The following is a 14,916-nucleotide window of genomic DNA, read 5'->3' as shown; positions in this document are numbered from 1 at the left end:
ATAGTGGCCGGCGCGACTGAAAACACTGTGTCGGCCCGCCGAAGCGACTTCGTAAAGGACACGCCTCAATCATGAACATGTTCACACCGCTGAATACTCGTTTTCGCCCTCTCAAGACCTGCGACGGCGACAACCCGGTAATGGTCATCGACACCGCAGCAGCACCGGGTGATTTGCTCAATGCCGCCGATCAACGCCTGCGTGCCGCCAGTGATCTGCTGGAAACTCTTTACTGTTTGTGTTTCAAACAGGCCGACGTAAAAGATATCCCCAACATCGTCAATGCGCTTTATTTGTTGACGCAGGACGGCTGTGACTTGCTGGAAGTTGCCAGACAGCAAATAAATAATTAAAGCCAGCTGACCAACTTACAAAGTTCGCAACAACCCATCGCTTCCATTACAACAAAGATTGGAACTAGCCTGTTTGCTCTTACATCAATCAAGAGCAACAACATGACTACGCTGACTATTTTCTTTTGCGGTACAGGTTCGACAAAGTTTGATAACGCCCACGAAAACTATTGGGACGGTGAATTGGTCTCCACACTTGCCTCTCATCACGTCGGTCGTGAGTTCGCCGAATGGATCGTGGTCGATGGCCCCGGCACCAGCAACCTGCAAGCCGATGAACTGTTCACCCAATCCAAGGACTACGGCCTCAGCGGGACCTTGTTCGGCAAGGGCTGGGAGGAAAACGTCCTGCACGCGATGAACATCATCAAAGGCAAGTGCGACTGGCAGCGCGAGCAACTGACCGAAGCGGAATACAACCGCCTAAAAGCCGCCGGCATTCCGATTGAAGATGTAAAAGTCGAAGGTTCCTGGCTGTGGCGTAAATATAACTATGGCGATCGCAGCGTCACGCAACAGAAGTTACAGGAACAGATTATTAAAACCTTTCGCAAGGACGGTGTTATTCCAACAAAAGTCAATCTGGTGGGCTGGAGCCGCGGCGGTATCAGTTGTCATATGCTGGCCAATGCCATGTTCAACGACAGCGCGCTGAAAAACATTCCAGTGAATATCTTTGCCATCGACCCGGTGCCGGGCATCGGCAACTTTCAGGAACAACGGGTAAAGCTCAACGCCAACGTAAAAGAGTATGTGGGTTTCTATGCGCGGGATGAACGCTCCAAGGGCTTCAGTTGCGTCATCCCGCAAACCGCGACCGGCACCAAGACCAGCATCTTCCCCATGCCCGGCCGTCACGCCACCCTGGTCGGCAACGCCTCCGCCGACGGCAACAGTGGTCCAAAAGTGCTGGCCGAACCCGGCCTCATCGTCCGCCACTTTGCCGAGGTCTGCCTGAAACGCTGGGGCACCGTACTCGACAAAAACCTCAACCTCACCGACGCCGACCTTCGCAACCATGCCGCCACCATCGTCAACTCGGCAGCGAAGTACAAGGCCATGGAAAAGTGTTCCTACACCTGGTTCACCGAGCTGGATCAAGGCGAGCGCTACGTTTCGTTGGGCAGCAAAGGCGTTCCGTTTTCGACGGTGAAAGGCACGATCTACAGCCCGGCGACCGGGCTGACCACGAGTGTGCTGGATGTTGAGGGGTATCGGGCGATTCGTTGAGGCGGGACCGGTAACAGACGTCAACACAATCACGGGAGAATTGAACGATGGATAGATCCACTGACGGAATTGAACCTCACCGCGACGAGGAGACCTACAAAGAGTGGGTTACTCGGCAAGTTCAGAAAAGCATCGATGATCCCCGGCCAAGCATCCCCGATGAAGAGTCGAGACGCTTGATGGCAGCGAAACGTGAACTGTTGAGAACACGCAAGAATCCGTAGGAACGACCCTATTGAATCTTCGTCCACGTCCTACATGGAGTGATGCCTTATCGGCTATCGCCGTTTGTTAGCTCAAATCTATAGTCGTGACTGTCGCTGCCAAATCAGCGACTCGGGTTTGGTCACCTGAAAATGAGAGAGAAACTTCGCATGCCCTTGTATGCTTGCCGCCTGATTCATGCGGCACGCTTTATGGCGGCTGTGTTTGGGACGCTTCGGCGTGCCTGGAGTTCTCTCTCTCTGGTTGACCAACCCGAACACAGTCCGCCTCCTATCGTTTGGTCATGATGTTGGCGGTTCTTCGGATACTTGAGAGAGTCTAACCAATGAAATCATGGAACCAGTTCCCCAACGATCGCTACCGCCCACTTGATACCAACCTCACCGACACCAAGCCATTGGTCATCGACACCGAGGCCAACCCGCAAGACATCCTCGAATGCGCCGTCCAGCGCCTGCGCGCTTCAAGCGACCTGCTGCAAACTCTCTACTGCCTCTGCTTCAAACATGCCGACGTTGAAGACATTCCTCACATCACCCACGCCCTTTACCTGCTGACCAAAGACGGGTTTGACCTGTTGCAGGTCGCCCAGCAACGAATGCTCAACTGGAAAGCTCCAGTCTGAGGTTGAGTGATCAGATCGTTCCCATGTTCGACATGAGAACGATCACTTACCAGTCATCTACTCAAATCCCTTCAGCATTGCTGGAAGGTAAGCCAATGGCGTACATTTACGATGATTTTTGTTGAGACTCGGATCTTTACCCGTCGAGTAAAAGAGCTGCTGGACGATGACACGTATGCCGCTTTTCAGAAGCAACTGGTTGTAAGTCCTTCGATTGGCGATGTAATTGAAGGTACAGGCGGGATCCGCAAAACCCGAATCGCAGCGAAAGGATACGGCAAGCGAGGCGGAGCACGGGTGATCTACTACCACTTCGTTTCGGCGTCACAAATCGGGTTATTGATGATCTACCCTAAAAATGAACAACACGATCTGTCCAGCGATGAGCGTAAAGCACTCAAGGTCTTGATCGAAAAATGGAGATGACCATGAGCAAATTTTTTGATGAGCTGATGGAAAGTGTGCAAGAGATGGACGAGATTGTACGAGGCCAGCGCGCACCTTCTCGCGAATTCCACGTTGATGCATTGCAGGTCAAAGAGATTCGTAAAGCTACCGGTTTGACCCAGACCAAATTTGCGGCTCTGATCGACGTCCAACTCGGCACTCTACGAAATTGGGAACAGGGTCGTCGCGAGCCTACCGGGCCGGCAAAAGCTTTGCTCAAGGCCATTCATAACGACCCGGTTCATGTTTTGAATGCATTGGCCCATTGAGAAAATGATCACCCACAAAAAAGCCGCCCTCAAGAGGCGGCTTTTTCATTCACCAAAACTAAGTCTTACAACTTAGGCCCGGCAGCCTTGATCGCGTCGCTCACTTCGAACTTCTTGAAGTTCTCGATGAACAGACCGGCCAGTGCTTTTGCAGCTTCGTCGTACGCAGCCTTGTCAGCCCAGGTGTTGCGTGGGTTGAGCAGGTTGGTTTCGACGCCCGGTACGGCCAGTGGCACGTCCAGGTTGATGGTGTCCAGGTGCTCGGTGGCTGCACCGATCAGCGCGCCGCTCTGGATCGCTGCGATCACTGCACGAGTGGTCGGGATGTTGAAGCGTTTGCCGACGCCGTAGCCACCGCCGGTCCAGCCGGTGTTGACCAGGTAGACCTTGGAGCCGAAGCCGCGGATGCGTTTGATCAGCAGTTCAGCGTATTCGCCGGCCGGACGCGGGAAGAACGGTGCGCCGAAGCAGGTCGAGAAGGTCGACTTGATGCCGCTGCCCGAACCCATTTCAGTCGAGCCCACCAGAGCGGTGTAGCCGGACAGGAAGTGGTAGGCCGCTTGTTCTTCGTTGAGGATCGACACTGGCGGCAGAACGCCGGTGAGGTCGCAGGTCAGGAAGATCACAGCGTTTGGCTCGCCGCCCAGGTTCTTCTCGGAACGCTTGGCAACGTGCTCCAGCGGGTAGGCCGCGCGGCTGTTCTGGGTCAGGCTGACATCGGCGTAGTCGGCGTGCTTGGCGTCGTCGATCACGACGTTTTCCAGTACTGCGCCGTGCTTGATGGCTTTCCAGATGACCGGCTCGTTCTTCTCGGACAAGTCGATGCACTTGGCGTAGCAGCCGCCTTCGATGTTGAAGACAACGCCTTCGCCCCAGCCGTGTTCGTCGTCACCGATCAGGTAACGGCTTTCGTCGGCGGACAGGGTGGTCTTGCCGGTGCCCGACAGACCGAAGAACAGGGTCACGTCGCCTTCTTCGCCGATGTTGGCAGCGCAGTGCATTGGCAGCACGTCAGCGGCCGGCAGCAGGAAGTTCTGCACGGAGAACATGGCTTTCTTCATTTCACCGGCGTAACGCATGCCGGCGATCAGCACTTTCTTCTGGGCGAAGTTGATGATCACGCAACCGTCGGAGTTGGTGCCGTCACGCTCAGGCACGCACTCGAAGTTGGCGACGTTCAGCACTTGCCACTCTTCGCGACCGGCCGGGTTGTACTGGCCCGGGTTGATGAACAGGCAACGACCGAACAGGTTCTGCCAGGCAGTCTGGGTGGTCATCTTCACGGCCAGGTAGTGATCTTCGGCCGCGCCTACATGCACGTGGGAAACGAAATGCTCTTGCGCGTTGTTGAATGCTTCAACACGAGCCCACAGCGCGTCGAACTTGTCGGCCGGGAACTTGCGGTTGATCGGGCCCCAGGCAATGGCGGCCTGGGTGGAAGGCTCTTCAACGATGAAACGGTCGACTGGCGAACGGCCGGTGCGGTGACCGGTGCGAACAACCAGAGCGCCGGTATCGGCAAGCTCGCCTTCACCGCGTTTCAGGGCTTCTTTTACCAGATCATCAACACTCAGATCGGTGTACACGGCGTTATTGGCTTGCGTCATGAGGTTCCCCGTCGGCCAGTGGCCGAGTGTGCTCCAAACGTTTTGTAGTAGAAAGTCGTGCACTACTACCGCGAAAAAAGTGGGCCGGATTATGCCAGAAAAGCCCAAAAAGAGTAGGGCCCTCCCGTCGTAACGGCGTTATTCCGTCGTTGAGCAGTGAATTTACCTGCGCTGAACCGTTTTAGTGCCGGGTATCTGACGGCGTCTCGACGCCCGCGCCAGCGAACAATTGAGCGATATCCGCCGCATCGAACAGGTAGCGCTGGTTGCAGAACTGGCAGTCGATCTCGACTTTTCCACCTTGCTCGGCCACGAGCGCCTGCGCATCTTCCAGCCCCAGGCTGACCAGCGCATTGCCCGAGCGCTCGCGGGAGCAGCTGCAGTGGAAGCGCAGTTTCTGCACATCGAACAGACGAACCTGCTCTTCATGGTAGAGGCGATGCAGAACCGTTTCGTTGTCCAGGCTCAACAGTTCATCAGCGGTCAGGGTGTTGCCCAGCGCGGTGATGTGCTGCCAGCTGGCGGCGCGTTCTTCTTCGTCTTTCAGGCGATCGGCCGGCAGTTGCTGCAGCAGCAGGCCACGGGCACGACGGCCATCGGCGCACAGCTTGAAGCGAGTGCCGACCTGTTGGGACATGACGAAATAATTGGTGAAGCAATCGGACAGGGTTTCGCCGTCGAGGTCGACGATGCCCTGATAACGCTGGCCGGCGATCGGGTCGACGGTCAAGGCCAGGACACCGTTCGGCATCAGGTCGCCGAGGGTCGCATCGGCCGGAATCTGCTCGGCGTGATAGCGCGCCAGGCCACGGATTTCGCGCTCGCTGGAGCATTCGATCATCAGCAGCGGGATCGGGCCTTCGGAGCGGGCCTGAAGAATCAGCAAGCCATCGAATTTCAGGGTGCCCACCAGCAACGACGCGGCAGCCATCAGTTCGCCCAGCAATTGCGCAACCGGTTCCGGGTACGGGTGCTTGGCGAGCACTTCGGCATAGCTGCGCTCCAGCGACACCAGTTCGCCGCGCGTGTCGCTGTCATCGAAGATGAAGCGTTGGGTGTAATCGGTATCGAGGAAATCGGTCATAGGTCTGGGTATCTGAATGTGATGACAAAATGGTTACAAAGAATGAAAATCCCGCGCTTCTGGCATCCTTTTTGATGCCGATGTTCAGCCACGGGAGGCATTTTATGAACAATCCGGGTTTGTTCCAATCAAGGTGGAACCTCGGCCGGCTGGTTCTGTGCAACGTTGTGCCATTGGCACTACTGGCTTTCTGGTTATGGCCTACAGGTCAGATGCTGTGTGTGATTTTCGACGAGTGGCTGTTCCGCACACTCAACGCACCGCTGGCCAGCAACCCCATATGGCTCCACATCTGGGCAATTGCAAGTCTGCGACCGTTCGACATCGTCGTCGGCCTGATTCTGCTGACGCTGCTGATCAAGGGCGACTGGGTGTTCAGGGCGATTGACGTGCGTCGCGCCTTTTTCGGATTTTTTTCGATTCTGCTGCTGATGGTGGTGATCCGCGCGCTGTTTTCCAAGTTCGCCGATCACATGGGCTGGCAGCACAGCAGCCCGTCGATGGTGCTTGAAGGCGCGGTGCATATCAGCGATTACTTCCCGCATCTGGAGAAGACCTGGGAACTGAAGGACCGCTCGAGCCAGAGCTTCCCCGGTGACCACGCTTCGGTGCTACTGATCTGGGCGCTGTTCATGGGCGTGTTCAGTCGCACGGCTGGCCAATTCCTGGTGATCTGGGGCCTGGCGCTGCTGTTCATGCTGCCGCGCCTGGTCGCTGGTGCACATTGGGGCCAGGACGATTACATCGGCGGCATGCTGTTGGCGGTGTGGGCACTGGGCTGGGGTTACTACACGCCGTTTGCTTATCACGCGGCGAATTTCTGGCTGAAGGTCACGGCGCCGGTTTTCCGGCTGCTGGGCAAACTGCCGGTGGTTTCGCGAATGAGTGTGGTGTCCGCGCAGTAATCAACGGTTACTGAAAAAAACGCAGCCGCCGGCGGGTCTTGAACCCAGGCCGGCAGGCTGCGTTTTTTTATTCGCCGCTACTGTTCCCACGAAATTTAAACAGATCCCGACGCTGCTTCTTGCTCGGTTTACCGTCGGTGGTCACGCCCAGGGCGCCCGCCTTGCGCATCGCCGCAGCCGCTTCACGTTTGGCAATACTCGCCTCGGTCTCGGCATACAGCGTCTGCGCCTCAGGTGCGCCGCGACGCACAATCGACAGGGCCTGAACCACAACGGTCTTCTCATCGAAGCCCGTGCGAATCTCGAACTCATCGCCAATGCGTGGCTCTTTGCCAGGCTTGCAGCGCTCTCCCCGACAATGCACCTTGCCGCTCTCGATGGCCGCCTTGGCCAAAGCGCGAGTCTTGAAAAAACGCGCAGCCCACAGCCACTTGTCGAGACGGACCTTGTCGTCCTCTTCCTGTTTTTGCGCCATATGAATTCCTCGTTCAGCCAGTAGTCGGAACTGTACTACCGATTCTGTCGGGCGCAAGAATCCGGCCCTCCAGATAAACTGTGATCTTCGCCGGTTCAACGGCATGGAGTGATCGAGTGACCAAATTTCCGTCTTCATTGACCTCGCCCAAATCCGGGTGCCTGGGCTGCCAGCAAAGCGAGCCGCTGGGCTTCGATTTTTCGTTCGCTTATCAGCCCATCGTGGATCTGCGTGACGAGTCGGTGTACGCCTACGAGGCACTGGTTCGTGGTGCGGCTGGTGAAGGCGCTTTAACCGTGTTGGATCAGGTTACAGAAGATAACCGCTACCGTTTCGACCAGCTCTGCCGGACTCGGGCCATCGAAGGCGCAGCCGAGCTTAATATGCAGACACACTTGTCGATCAACTTCATGCCCAACGCCGTCTATCGTCCAGAGTTATGCATTCGCAGCACCCTGGAGGCTGCCAGAAAACACAATTTCCCGATCGACCGGCTGATTTTCGAAACACTGGAAAGCGAGCACGTAGATAACTATCGCCATTTGACCAATATTCTGCGTGAATACCGCGAATTCGGCTTCAAGACGGCCATCGACGATTTTGGCGCCGGCTATTCGGGGCTCAATCTGCTGGCCGATTTCCAACCGGACCTGATCAAGCTCGACATGGCGCTGATCCGCGATATCGACCGTGACCGTGTTCGTCAGGCTATCGTTCGGGGGATTGTCACAATCTGTGCGGAGTTGGACGTTACAGTCATCGCCGAAGGCATAGAGAGTGCGGGTGAACGGGATTTCCTGGCGGACTGCGGAATATTTCTGATGCAGGGTTACTGGTTCGCCAGACCCGCATTCAAAGCGTTAGCCCAGGTGTCCCCTGAAGCGTGGACGCGTTAATCGTTGGTTTTTTCCATTGAAGACATTTGACCATTTGACCGTTATCGGTCTGCGCGAGTGGGTGGCGCTTCCGGATCTGGGAGTCGCTGGCCTTCGGGCAAAAATCGACACCGGCGCCAGCACCTCCAGCCTGCATGCCACCGACATCGAGCCGTTCGAACGTGACGGCGAGAAGTGGGTGCGCTTCACTGCGCACCTGGGCACTGTCGTGCAGTTGCGTCATCGGCGATGCGAAGCACCACTGGTCGCCCGCAAGACCATCAAGAGTTCGAACGGTCAGGCCCAGGTGCGCTACGTGATCAGCACCACCCTGGCCCTGGGTGACCGGGTCTGGCCGATCGAGTTCACCCTCGCCTGCCGCAAGTCCATGCGCTATCGCCTGTTGCTCGGTTCCAAAGCCCTGATCGACGGCCAGCTGGTGGTCAATCCGGGCATCAAATATGTACAAGACAAGCCGGTGTTCCCGGTATCTACCTCCTCCACAGGTGTTGCATGAAGATCGCTGTGCTGTCGCGGAACCCGCGTCTGTATTCCACCCGCCGTCTGGTCGAAGCCGGAACCGAACGCGGGCATGAAATGGTGGTGATCGACACCTTGCGCGCCTATATGAACATTGCCAGCCACAAGCCGCAGATCCACTACCGCGGCAAGCCGCTGGAGGGTTTCGATGCAGTGATCCCGCGGATCGGCGCGTCGGTGACGTTTTATGGCTGCGCAGTGTTGCGTCAGTTTGAAATGATGGGCGTGTTTCCGCTCAACGAATCGGTGGCCATCGCCCGCTCGCGGGACAAGCTGCGTTCGCTGCAATTGCTGTCGCGCCGGGGCATCGGCCTGCCGGTGACCGGGTTCGCCCATTCGCCGGACGACATTCCCGACCTGATCGACATGGTCAACGGCGCGCCGCTGGTGATCAAAGTGCTGGAAGGCACACAGGGCATCGGCGTGGTGCTGTGCGAAACCGCGACGGCGGCGGAGTCGGTGATCGAGGCGTTCATGGGCCTGAAGCAGAACATCATGGTGCAGGAATACATCAAGGAGGCCGGCGGCGCCGACATCCGCTGCTTCGTGGTCGGCGACAAGGTGATCGCGGCGATGAAACGTCAGGCCAAGCCCGGCGAGTTCCGCTCCAATCTGCACCGGGGCGGCAGTGCCAGCCTGATCAAGATCACCCCGGAAGAACGCATGACTGCGCTGCGTGCAGCCAAGGTCATGGGGCTGTCGGTGGCGGGTGTGGATATCCTGCGCTCCAACCACGGGCCGCTGGTGATGGAAGTGAACTCGTCACCGGGTCTGGAAGGCATCGAAACCACCACGGGCAAGAACGTGGCGGGGATCATCATCGAGCATCTCGAGAAGAATGGCGGGCCGAACATGACCCGCACAAAAGGCAAGGGTTGAACCTTGAATCAGGCGGCCGCAAGGCCGCCTGAAACTTAAACCGCGTCTCGCGGCAGCATCAATCCCAGCGGTAACCGAACCCGTGCTTCCAGTCCGCCACCGGAGCGGTTGCGCAGTTCGACATTGCCGCCGTGCATCGAAGCAATCCGCTTCACAATCGCCAGTCCCAGCCCGGTGCCCTTCCCGCCCCGGGCACGATCGCCACGGGTGAACGGGTTGAAGATCGCCTCAAGTTCGGAAGGATCGATCCCCGCCCCACGGTCCATCACGCTCAGCACCACGTATGGCGCGCTGGTGTCACCGGACACATAGGCCGCGACGTCCACACTGCCGCCGGCATGATTCAGCGCGTTGCCAATCAGGTTGTTCAGCAGACGCTTCATCGACACCCGACGCAGCGGGAACGGCTGGATCGGTTCCAGGCGCAGGCGCACTTTCTCTTCGGTCTGGTTATAGGGCGCCGCCACTTCACGCACCAGATCGCTGAGGTCCACCTCCTCCACCGATTCGTCCCGACCATCGCGAATGAACGCGAGGAACTGGTCGAGGATCGCGTCCATGTCTTCGATGTCGCGCACCATGTCGTCGGTCAGGTCGGTGCGGTCGCCCATCAACTCCAGCGACAACCGCAAACGAGTCAGCGGCGTACGCAAGTCATGGGATACCCCCGCGAGCATCAGCTCACGCTCGCGACCGGCCTGCTCGACGTCTTCGGCCATCTGGTTGAAGGCGCGATAAACCTCGGCCATTTCGCTGGGGGTGTCGCTGATTGGCAGGCGCACGCTGCGGCCCTGGCCGAGTTGCCGGGCGGCGTAGACCAGACGTTTCAATGGCTGATTGAGCTGGCTGACGAAAATCCACGCAGACGCCGTGGACAGCAGGCCGATCGCCAGGAACCAGCCGAGCACGTTCCAGATTTTCTGGCCACGCAACGGGTGCGGGTACAACGGCACTTTCAACCAGCCATCACCGAGGCTCGGCGCGCGAACCCACAAGGCCGGCGGCGAGTGCATGCGCAAGCGCACTTCGGTGTCGGCACCCAGTTCCGCCTGCATCTGACGCTGGTAGATTTCACTGTACGGCCAGTGCTGTTCGCCTTCCGGCACACCGGCGCCGACCACCCGGATCAAGGTCGCGGCATCGGCGATTTTCGCGCGGTTCTCTTCGTCGGCGGCCCAGTAGGCACGCAGCGTCAGGGCGACGCCGTGGCTGTATTGCCGATCCACCAGCACGTCCTCGTTCATCAACAGATAAACCAGGGTCAATGCCTTGGAAAACAATACGACGATGAGCACCAGCCAAAGGGTGCGGGAGAAGAAACTTTGGGGGAACCAGACGGGGGTTTTCATGGATAACCGCTACACACTTGCAGGAGCGAGCAATGCTCGCATATTGCGGATTGCGAGTCTGCGCGGACGGCGTTTCCGACCGTTTCCCGCAGACCCGCTCCTACAAATCACCCATCACTTGGTGGAGTTGCCATCCGGCACGAACACGTAGCCGACACCCCAGACGGTCTGGATGTAGCGCGGCTTGGACGGATCAGGTTCGATCATCCGGCGCAGACGGGAAATCTGCACGTCGATGGAACGCTCCAGGGCATCCCACTCACGGCCACGGGCCAGGTTCATCAGCTTGTCGCGGGTCAGCGGCTGACGGGCGTTCATCACCAGGGCCTTGAGTACCGCAAACTCACCGGTGGTGAGCATGTGCACTTCGTCGCCGCGTTTGAGTTCGCGGGTGGCCAGGGACAGCACGTAGTCGCCGAACGTGACGTTTTCTTCTTCACTGCCCGGCGCGCCCGGTACCGGTGCGGCCTGACGGCGCAGCACGGCCTTGACGCGAGCCATCAGCTCGTCCGGGTTGAAAGGCTTAGCCAGGTAATCGTCGGCGCCCAGTTCCAGGCCCTTGATACGGCTCAGCTCGTCGCCCTTGGCGGTGAGCATGATGATCGGAATCTGATTGTTCGCGCCACGCAGGCGGCGGCAAGCGGTCAGGCCGTCTTCGCCCGGCAGCATCAGGTCGAGGACGACCAGGTTGAACACTTCACGCGACAGCAGACGATCCATCTGCTCGGTATTCGGTACGGCGCGGGCACGGTAGCCCTTGCTGACGAAAAAGCGTTCCAGCAGGCTGCTCAGCCCCGGATCGTCGTCAACGATGAGAATTTTTTCGCCTTCAGCAGTTTGTGCAGTGCTGCTCATTGGATGCTCCTTTTAGCTCGGCGCGCATTATGGCGTAGCTGCCGTTATACGCACCGTGTGCATTGTTAGCAGATTTTTCCTTCACTGCCAGAAAACCGGGGTTTGTGCCTACAGACTGCGTCGCCCCCGAATGACAGAACGCTGGTTATAATGCGCGGCCTTTTGTGTCAGGCAACGTCTGAATCGTTACCGCAGGTGGCCGTCCTTTATTTTCATGGGCGCCGCAGTAATTGTTCGATTTCACGGGTCAATGGGATGCCTTTTGACCCAGGCAGCGGCCAGCATCAAGCCGCCCCACCAGACTCCGGGCCTTCATTTACGCGCCTGCGAGCCTGCTTTCACAATTTGTCAGGTGGTTTTATGGACAGCATCAACAGCCGCATCGCCGAGGAACTCGGCGTACGCCCACAACAGGTCGAAGCGGCCGTCGCGCTACTCGATGAAGGCTCTACCGTTCCCTTCATCGCCCGTTACCGGAAAGAAGTGACCGGCAGCCTCGATGACACCCAATTGCGTCATCTGGAAGAGCGTCTGCGCTACCTGCGAGAACTCGACGAACGGCGCATCAGCATTCTTTCCAGCATCCAGGAGCAGGGCAAACTCACCCCTGAGCTGGAGCGCGAAATCAAACTCGCCGACACCAAGACCCGCCTCGAAGACTTGTACCTGCCGTACAAGCAGAAGCGCCGCACCAAGGGCCAGATCGCCCTGGAAGCCGGCCTCGGCGAACTGGCCGACGGTCTGTTCAACGAACCGTCACTTGCCCCGGAAGCCGAAGCCGCGCGCTTCATCGACGCCGAAAAAGGCGTGGCCGACGTCAAGGCAGCGCTCGAAGGCGCCAAGTACATCCTCATGGAGCGCTTCGCCGAAGACGCCAACCTGCTGGAAAAACTGCGCACCTACCTGAAGCAGGAAGCCACCCTCAGTGCCCGCGTGATCGCCGGCAAGGAAGAGGAAGGCGCGAAATTCCGTGATTACTTCGAACACGACGAACCGCTGAAAAGCATGCCGTCGCACCGCGCGCTGGCGATTTTCCGTGGCCGCAACGAAGGCATTCTCAGCTCCGCGCTGAAAGTCGGCGAAGAGCTGCCGGGCACCCTGCACCCGTGCGAAGGCATGATCGGCCAGCACGTCGGCATCCAGAACCAGAACCGTCCGGCCGACAAATGGCTCGGCGAAGTGGTGCGCTGGACCTGGAAGGTCAAGCTCTACACCCACCTGGAAACCGACCTGCTCGGCGAGCTGCGCGATGGCGCCGAAACCGAAGCGATCAACGTGTTCGCCCACAACCTGCACGACCTGCTGCTGGCCGCCCCGGCCGGCCCGCGCGCCACCCTGGGCCTCGACCCTGGCCTGCGTACCGGTTGCAAGGTTGCGGTGGTCGACTCCACCGGCAAACTGCTGGATCACGCCACGGTTTACCCGCACGTGCCGCACAACAAATGGGATCAGACCATCGCCATTCTGGCCGCTCTGTGCGCCAAGCACTCGGTCGACCTGATCGCCATCGGCAACGGCACCGCCAGCCGTGAAACCGACAAACTGGCCATCGAGCTGATCAAAAAATACCCAGCGATGAAAATGACCAAGGTCATGGTGTCCGAGGCCGGCGCATCGGTGTATTCGGCATCGGAGCTGGCAGCCAAGGAATTCCCGGATCTGGACGTGTCAATCCGTGGCGCGGTATCGATTGCCCGGCGCCTGCAGGATCCACTGGCCGAACTGGTGAAAATCGATCCGAAATCCATCGGTGTCGGCCAGTACCAGCACGACGTGTCGCAGCTGAAACTGGCGCGCGGCCTGGACGCCGTAGTCGAGGACTGCGTGAACGCCGTCGGCGTGGACGTCAACACCGCCTCCGTGGCGCTGCTGGCGCGGATCTCCGGCCTCAACGCAACCCTGGCGCAGAACATCGTGACTCACCGTGACGAACACGGCGCGTTCAAGACCCGCGCCGCCTTGAAGAAAGTCGCGCGTCTGGGCGAGAAAACCTTCGAACAGGCCGCCGGCTTCCTGCGCGTGATGAACGGCGACAACCCGCTGGACTCCTCGGCCGTTCACCCGGAAGCGTATCCGCTGGTGCAACGCATCGCCGCTGAAACCGACCGCGACATTCGCTCGCTGATCGGCGACGCCTCGTTCCTCAAGCGTCTGGATCCGAAGAAATTCACCGACGAGACTTTCGGTCTGCCAACCGTCACCGACATCCTGCAGGAACTGGAAAAACCGGGCCGCGACCCGCGTCCGGAGTTCAAGACCGCCGAGTTCCAGGAAGGCGTCGAGGACCTGAAGGACCTGCAACTGGGGATGATCCTCGAAGGCGTGGTGACCAACGTGACCGCGTTCGGTGCGTTCGTCGACATCGGCGTGCATCAGGACGGTCTGGTGCACATTTCGGCGCTGTCGGAGAAATTCATCAAGGATCCGCGCGAAGCGGTGAAGGCCGGTGACGTGGTGAAAGTGAAGGTCATGGAAGTCGACATCCCGCGCAAACGCGTCGGCCTGTCGATGCGCATGAGCGACACCCCGGGCGAGAAAATCGACGGTGCCCGTGGCTCGCGTCCGGGCTCGGCGCCACGCCAGTCGCAGGGTTCGGCTCCGCGCAAGGAAAGCACCCCGGCGGCTCCGGCGAACAACGCCATGGCGTCGCTGTTTGCCAACGCCAAGCAGTTGAAGAAACGCTGATGGATATTCCGGCCGGGCTCGTCGAGAGCGCGTTTTTCAAGCTGTTGGGCTGCCGCCTGCACAGCCTGGAAACCGGGGTGGCGCAAGTCGCCCTGGCGCTGGAACCCGAACTGCGCAATCGCGGCGGCAAGCTGCACGGCGGCGTGCTGTTCAGTCTGGTGGATATCGCCATGGGGCTGGCCTGTTCCAGCACCCACGGCTTCGACCAGCAGAGCGCAACCATCGAGTGCAAGATCAACTACATCCGCGCCGTCTCCGAGGGCGAGGTGATGTGCACGGCGCGGGTGATCCACCCGGGCCGGCGCACACTGGTGGTCGAAGCCGACGTGATGCAGGGCGACAAACTGGTCGCAAAAGCGCAAGGCACGTTCGCTGTCCTGTAGATGTTGTTCATCATTTTGAGTTAATTTCGGCGCTGTGATCGCAGCGTCGGAGTTTTCCTCGCCCGCGTCTGCCAGATTCAGGGACTGAAGTTGGCGTTTCCAATGGGGCTTTCATGGCCCGAAAACCAGG

General features: G+C 58.9%; 17 protein-coding genes. 12 read left to right on the top strand and 5 right to left on the bottom strand.

What is annotated here, in order from left to right:
- Positions 1–71 precede the first annotated feature (71 nt).
- The 6 genes from AC0R79_RS02425 (at position 72) to nadS (ending at position 3,149) form a co-directional block, all read left to right on the top strand.
- On the top strand, positions 72–353 hold the full coding sequence (locus tag AC0R79_RS02425; protein ID WP_205891534.1) for a hypothetical protein: 282 nt from the start codon (positions 72–74) through the stop codon (positions 351–353).
- A gap of 102 nt (positions 354–455) precedes the next feature.
- Positions 456–1,583: a hypothetical protein gene (locus AC0R79_RS02420; RefSeq protein WP_085608618.1), complete on the top strand. Its 1,128-nt coding sequence runs from the start codon at positions 456–458 to the stop codon at positions 1,581–1,583.
- Between the two features lie 47 nt (positions 1,584–1,630).
- On the top strand, positions 1,631–1,807 hold the full coding sequence (locus AC0R79_RS02415; RefSeq protein ID WP_346001550.1) for an antitoxin PaaA2 family protein: 177 nt from the start codon (positions 1,631–1,633) through the stop codon (positions 1,805–1,807).
- A 326-nt stretch (positions 1,808–2,133) separates the two neighbouring features.
- Positions 2,134–2,433, top strand: coding sequence for a hypothetical protein (locus AC0R79_RS02410; RefSeq protein WP_115076187.1), 300 nt, complete (start codon positions 2,134–2,136; stop codon positions 2,431–2,433).
- A 111-nt stretch (positions 2,434–2,544) separates the two neighbouring features.
- Positions 2,545–2,859 (top strand): type II toxin-antitoxin system RelE/ParE family toxin, encoded by a 315-nt coding sequence (locus tag AC0R79_RS02405; RefSeq protein WP_127796616.1) that lies wholly within the window; start codon positions 2,545–2,547, stop codon positions 2,857–2,859.
- A gap of 2 nt (positions 2,860–2,861) precedes the next feature.
- Positions 2,862–3,149 (top strand): NadS family protein, encoded by a 288-nt coding sequence (gene nadS, locus AC0R79_RS02400; protein WP_127796615.1) that lies wholly within the window; start codon positions 2,862–2,864, stop codon positions 3,147–3,149.
- Between the two features lie 65 nt (positions 3,150–3,214).
- Here the strand turns inward: nadS and AC0R79_RS02395 are convergent, their stop codons facing one another.
- Together AC0R79_RS02395 and hslO are read right to left on the bottom strand one after the other, a co-directional pair.
- A complete protein-coding gene (locus AC0R79_RS02395; protein WP_474733034.1) occupies positions 3,215–4,756 on the bottom strand; it encodes a phosphoenolpyruvate carboxykinase in 1,542 nt (513 codons plus the stop codon).
- 181 nt (positions 4,757–4,937) lie between these two features.
- Positions 4,938–5,840 carry an Hsp33 family molecular chaperone HslO gene (gene hslO, locus AC0R79_RS02390; RefSeq protein WP_085608616.1) on the bottom strand — a complete coding sequence of 301 codons (903 nt, stop codon included), beginning with the start codon at positions 5,838–5,840 and terminating at the stop codon, positions 4,938–4,940.
- A gap of 104 nt (positions 5,841–5,944) precedes the next feature.
- Between hslO and AC0R79_RS02385 the strand changes: the two genes are divergently transcribed.
- Positions 5,945–6,745 (top strand): phosphatase PAP2 family protein, encoded by an 801-nt coding sequence (locus AC0R79_RS02385; protein WP_474733032.1) that lies wholly within the window; start codon positions 5,945–5,947, stop codon positions 6,743–6,745.
- A 67-nt stretch (positions 6,746–6,812) separates the two neighbouring features.
- Here the strand turns inward: AC0R79_RS02385 and AC0R79_RS02380 are convergent, their stop codons facing one another.
- A complete protein-coding gene (locus AC0R79_RS02380) occupies positions 6,813–7,220 on the bottom strand; it encodes an RNA-binding S4 domain-containing protein (RefSeq protein WP_007952687.1) in 408 nt (135 codons plus the stop codon).
- Between the two features lie 116 nt (positions 7,221–7,336).
- Between AC0R79_RS02380 and rimA the strand changes: the two genes are divergently transcribed.
- The 3 genes from rimA to rimK are packed head-to-tail and all read left to right on the top strand — an operon-like array spanning position 7,337 to position 9,514.
- Positions 7,337–8,116: a S6 modification regulatory phosphodiesterase RimA gene (rimA, locus tag AC0R79_RS02375; protein WP_007952688.1), complete on the top strand. Its 780-nt coding sequence runs from the start codon at positions 7,337–7,339 to the stop codon at positions 8,114–8,116.
- Positions 8,117–8,132: 16 nt separating this feature from the next.
- Positions 8,133–8,612 carry a retropepsin-like aspartic endopeptidase RimB gene (gene rimB / locus AC0R79_RS02370; RefSeq protein WP_011331964.1) on the top strand — a complete coding sequence of 160 codons (480 nt, stop codon included), beginning with the start codon at positions 8,133–8,135 and terminating at the stop codon, positions 8,610–8,612.
- Positions 8,609–9,514: a 30S ribosomal protein S6--L-glutamate ligase gene (rimK, locus tag AC0R79_RS02365; protein ID WP_007952690.1), complete on the top strand. Its 906-nt coding sequence runs from the start codon at positions 8,609–8,611 to the stop codon at positions 9,512–9,514. The genes rimB and rimK overlap by 4 nt, the downstream gene beginning before the upstream one ends.
- A 35-nt stretch (positions 9,515–9,549) precedes the next feature.
- On the opposite strand, the gene AC0R79_RS02360 is transcribed toward rimK, so the two are convergent.
- Both AC0R79_RS02360 and ompR read right to left on the bottom strand, forming a co-directional pair.
- A complete protein-coding gene (locus AC0R79_RS02360) occupies positions 9,550–10,863 on the bottom strand; it encodes an ATP-binding protein (RefSeq protein WP_007952691.1) in 1,314 nt (437 codons plus the stop codon).
- Between the two features lie 114 nt (positions 10,864–10,977).
- A complete protein-coding gene (gene ompR / locus AC0R79_RS02355; protein ID WP_007952694.1) occupies positions 10,978–11,718 on the bottom strand; it encodes an osmolarity response regulator transcription factor OmpR in 741 nt (246 codons plus the stop codon).
- 360 nt (positions 11,719–12,078) lie between these two features.
- Between ompR and AC0R79_RS02350 the strand changes: the two genes are divergently transcribed.
- Together AC0R79_RS02350 and AC0R79_RS02345 are read left to right on the top strand one after the other, a co-directional pair.
- Positions 12,079–14,403, top strand: coding sequence for a Tex family protein (locus AC0R79_RS02350; protein WP_474733028.1), 2,325 nt, complete (start codon positions 12,079–12,081; stop codon positions 14,401–14,403).
- Positions 14,403–14,786, top strand: a complete 384-nt coding sequence (locus AC0R79_RS02345; RefSeq protein WP_474733026.1) for a PaaI family thioesterase — start codon at positions 14,403–14,405, stop codon at positions 14,784–14,786. Before AC0R79_RS02350 ends, AC0R79_RS02345 begins: the two co-directional genes overlap by 1 nt.
- Positions 14,787–14,916 lie beyond the last annotated feature (130 nt).

It is taken from the genome of Pseudomonas sp. HD57-3, from assembly GCF_056113135.1.
The sequence above is the reverse complement of the archived record's forward strand: the minus strand, read 5'-3'. Positions and strand labels throughout refer to the sequence as shown.

What these genes read in the sequence shown, in the direction of transcription:
- hslO (WP_085608616.1), bottom strand. Translation starts at nt 5,840, where the DNA reads ATGACCGATTTCCTCGATACCGATTACACCCAACGCTTCATCTTCGAT.
- AC0R79_RS02420 (WP_085608618.1), top strand. Translation starts at nt 456, where the DNA reads ATGACTACGCTGACTATTTTCTTTTGCGGTACAGGTTCGACAAAGTTT.
- AC0R79_RS02380 (WP_007952687.1), bottom strand. Translation starts at nt 7,220, where the DNA reads ATGGCGCAAAAACAGGAAGAGGACGACAAGGTCCGTCTCGACAAGTGG.
- AC0R79_RS02385 (WP_474733032.1), top strand. Translation starts at nt 5,945, where the DNA reads ATGAACAATCCGGGTTTGTTCCAATCAAGGTGGAACCTCGGCCGGCTG.
- nadS (WP_127796615.1), top strand. Translation starts at nt 2,862, where the DNA reads ATGAGCAAATTTTTTGATGAGCTGATGGAAAGTGTGCAAGAGATGGAC.
- AC0R79_RS02395 (WP_474733034.1), bottom strand. Translation starts at nt 4,756, where the DNA reads ATGACGCAAGCCAATAACGCCGTGTACACCGATCTGAGTGTTGATGAT.
- ompR (WP_007952694.1), bottom strand. Translation starts at nt 11,718, where the DNA reads ATGAGCAGCACTGCACAAACTGCTGAAGGCGAAAAAATTCTCATCGTT.
- AC0R79_RS02410 (WP_115076187.1), top strand. Translation starts at nt 2,134, where the DNA reads ATGAAATCATGGAACCAGTTCCCCAACGATCGCTACCGCCCACTTGAT.
- AC0R79_RS02345 (WP_474733026.1), top strand. Translation starts at nt 14,403, where the DNA reads ATGGATATTCCGGCCGGGCTCGTCGAGAGCGCGTTTTTCAAGCTGTTG.
- AC0R79_RS02425 (WP_205891534.1), top strand. Translation starts at nt 72, where the DNA reads ATGAACATGTTCACACCGCTGAATACTCGTTTTCGCCCTCTCAAGACC.
- rimK (WP_007952690.1), top strand. Translation starts at nt 8,609, where the DNA reads ATGAAGATCGCTGTGCTGTCGCGGAACCCGCGTCTGTATTCCACCCGC.
- AC0R79_RS02415 (WP_346001550.1), top strand. Translation starts at nt 1,631, where the DNA reads ATGGATAGATCCACTGACGGAATTGAACCTCACCGCGACGAGGAGACC.
- AC0R79_RS02360 (WP_007952691.1), bottom strand. Translation starts at nt 10,863, where the DNA reads ATGAAAACCCCCGTCTGGTTCCCCCAAAGTTTCTTCTCCCGCACCCTT.
- AC0R79_RS02350 (WP_474733028.1), top strand. Translation starts at nt 12,079, where the DNA reads ATGGACAGCATCAACAGCCGCATCGCCGAGGAACTCGGCGTACGCCCA.
- AC0R79_RS02405 (WP_127796616.1), top strand. Translation starts at nt 2,545, where the DNA reads ATGATTTTTGTTGAGACTCGGATCTTTACCCGTCGAGTAAAAGAGCTG.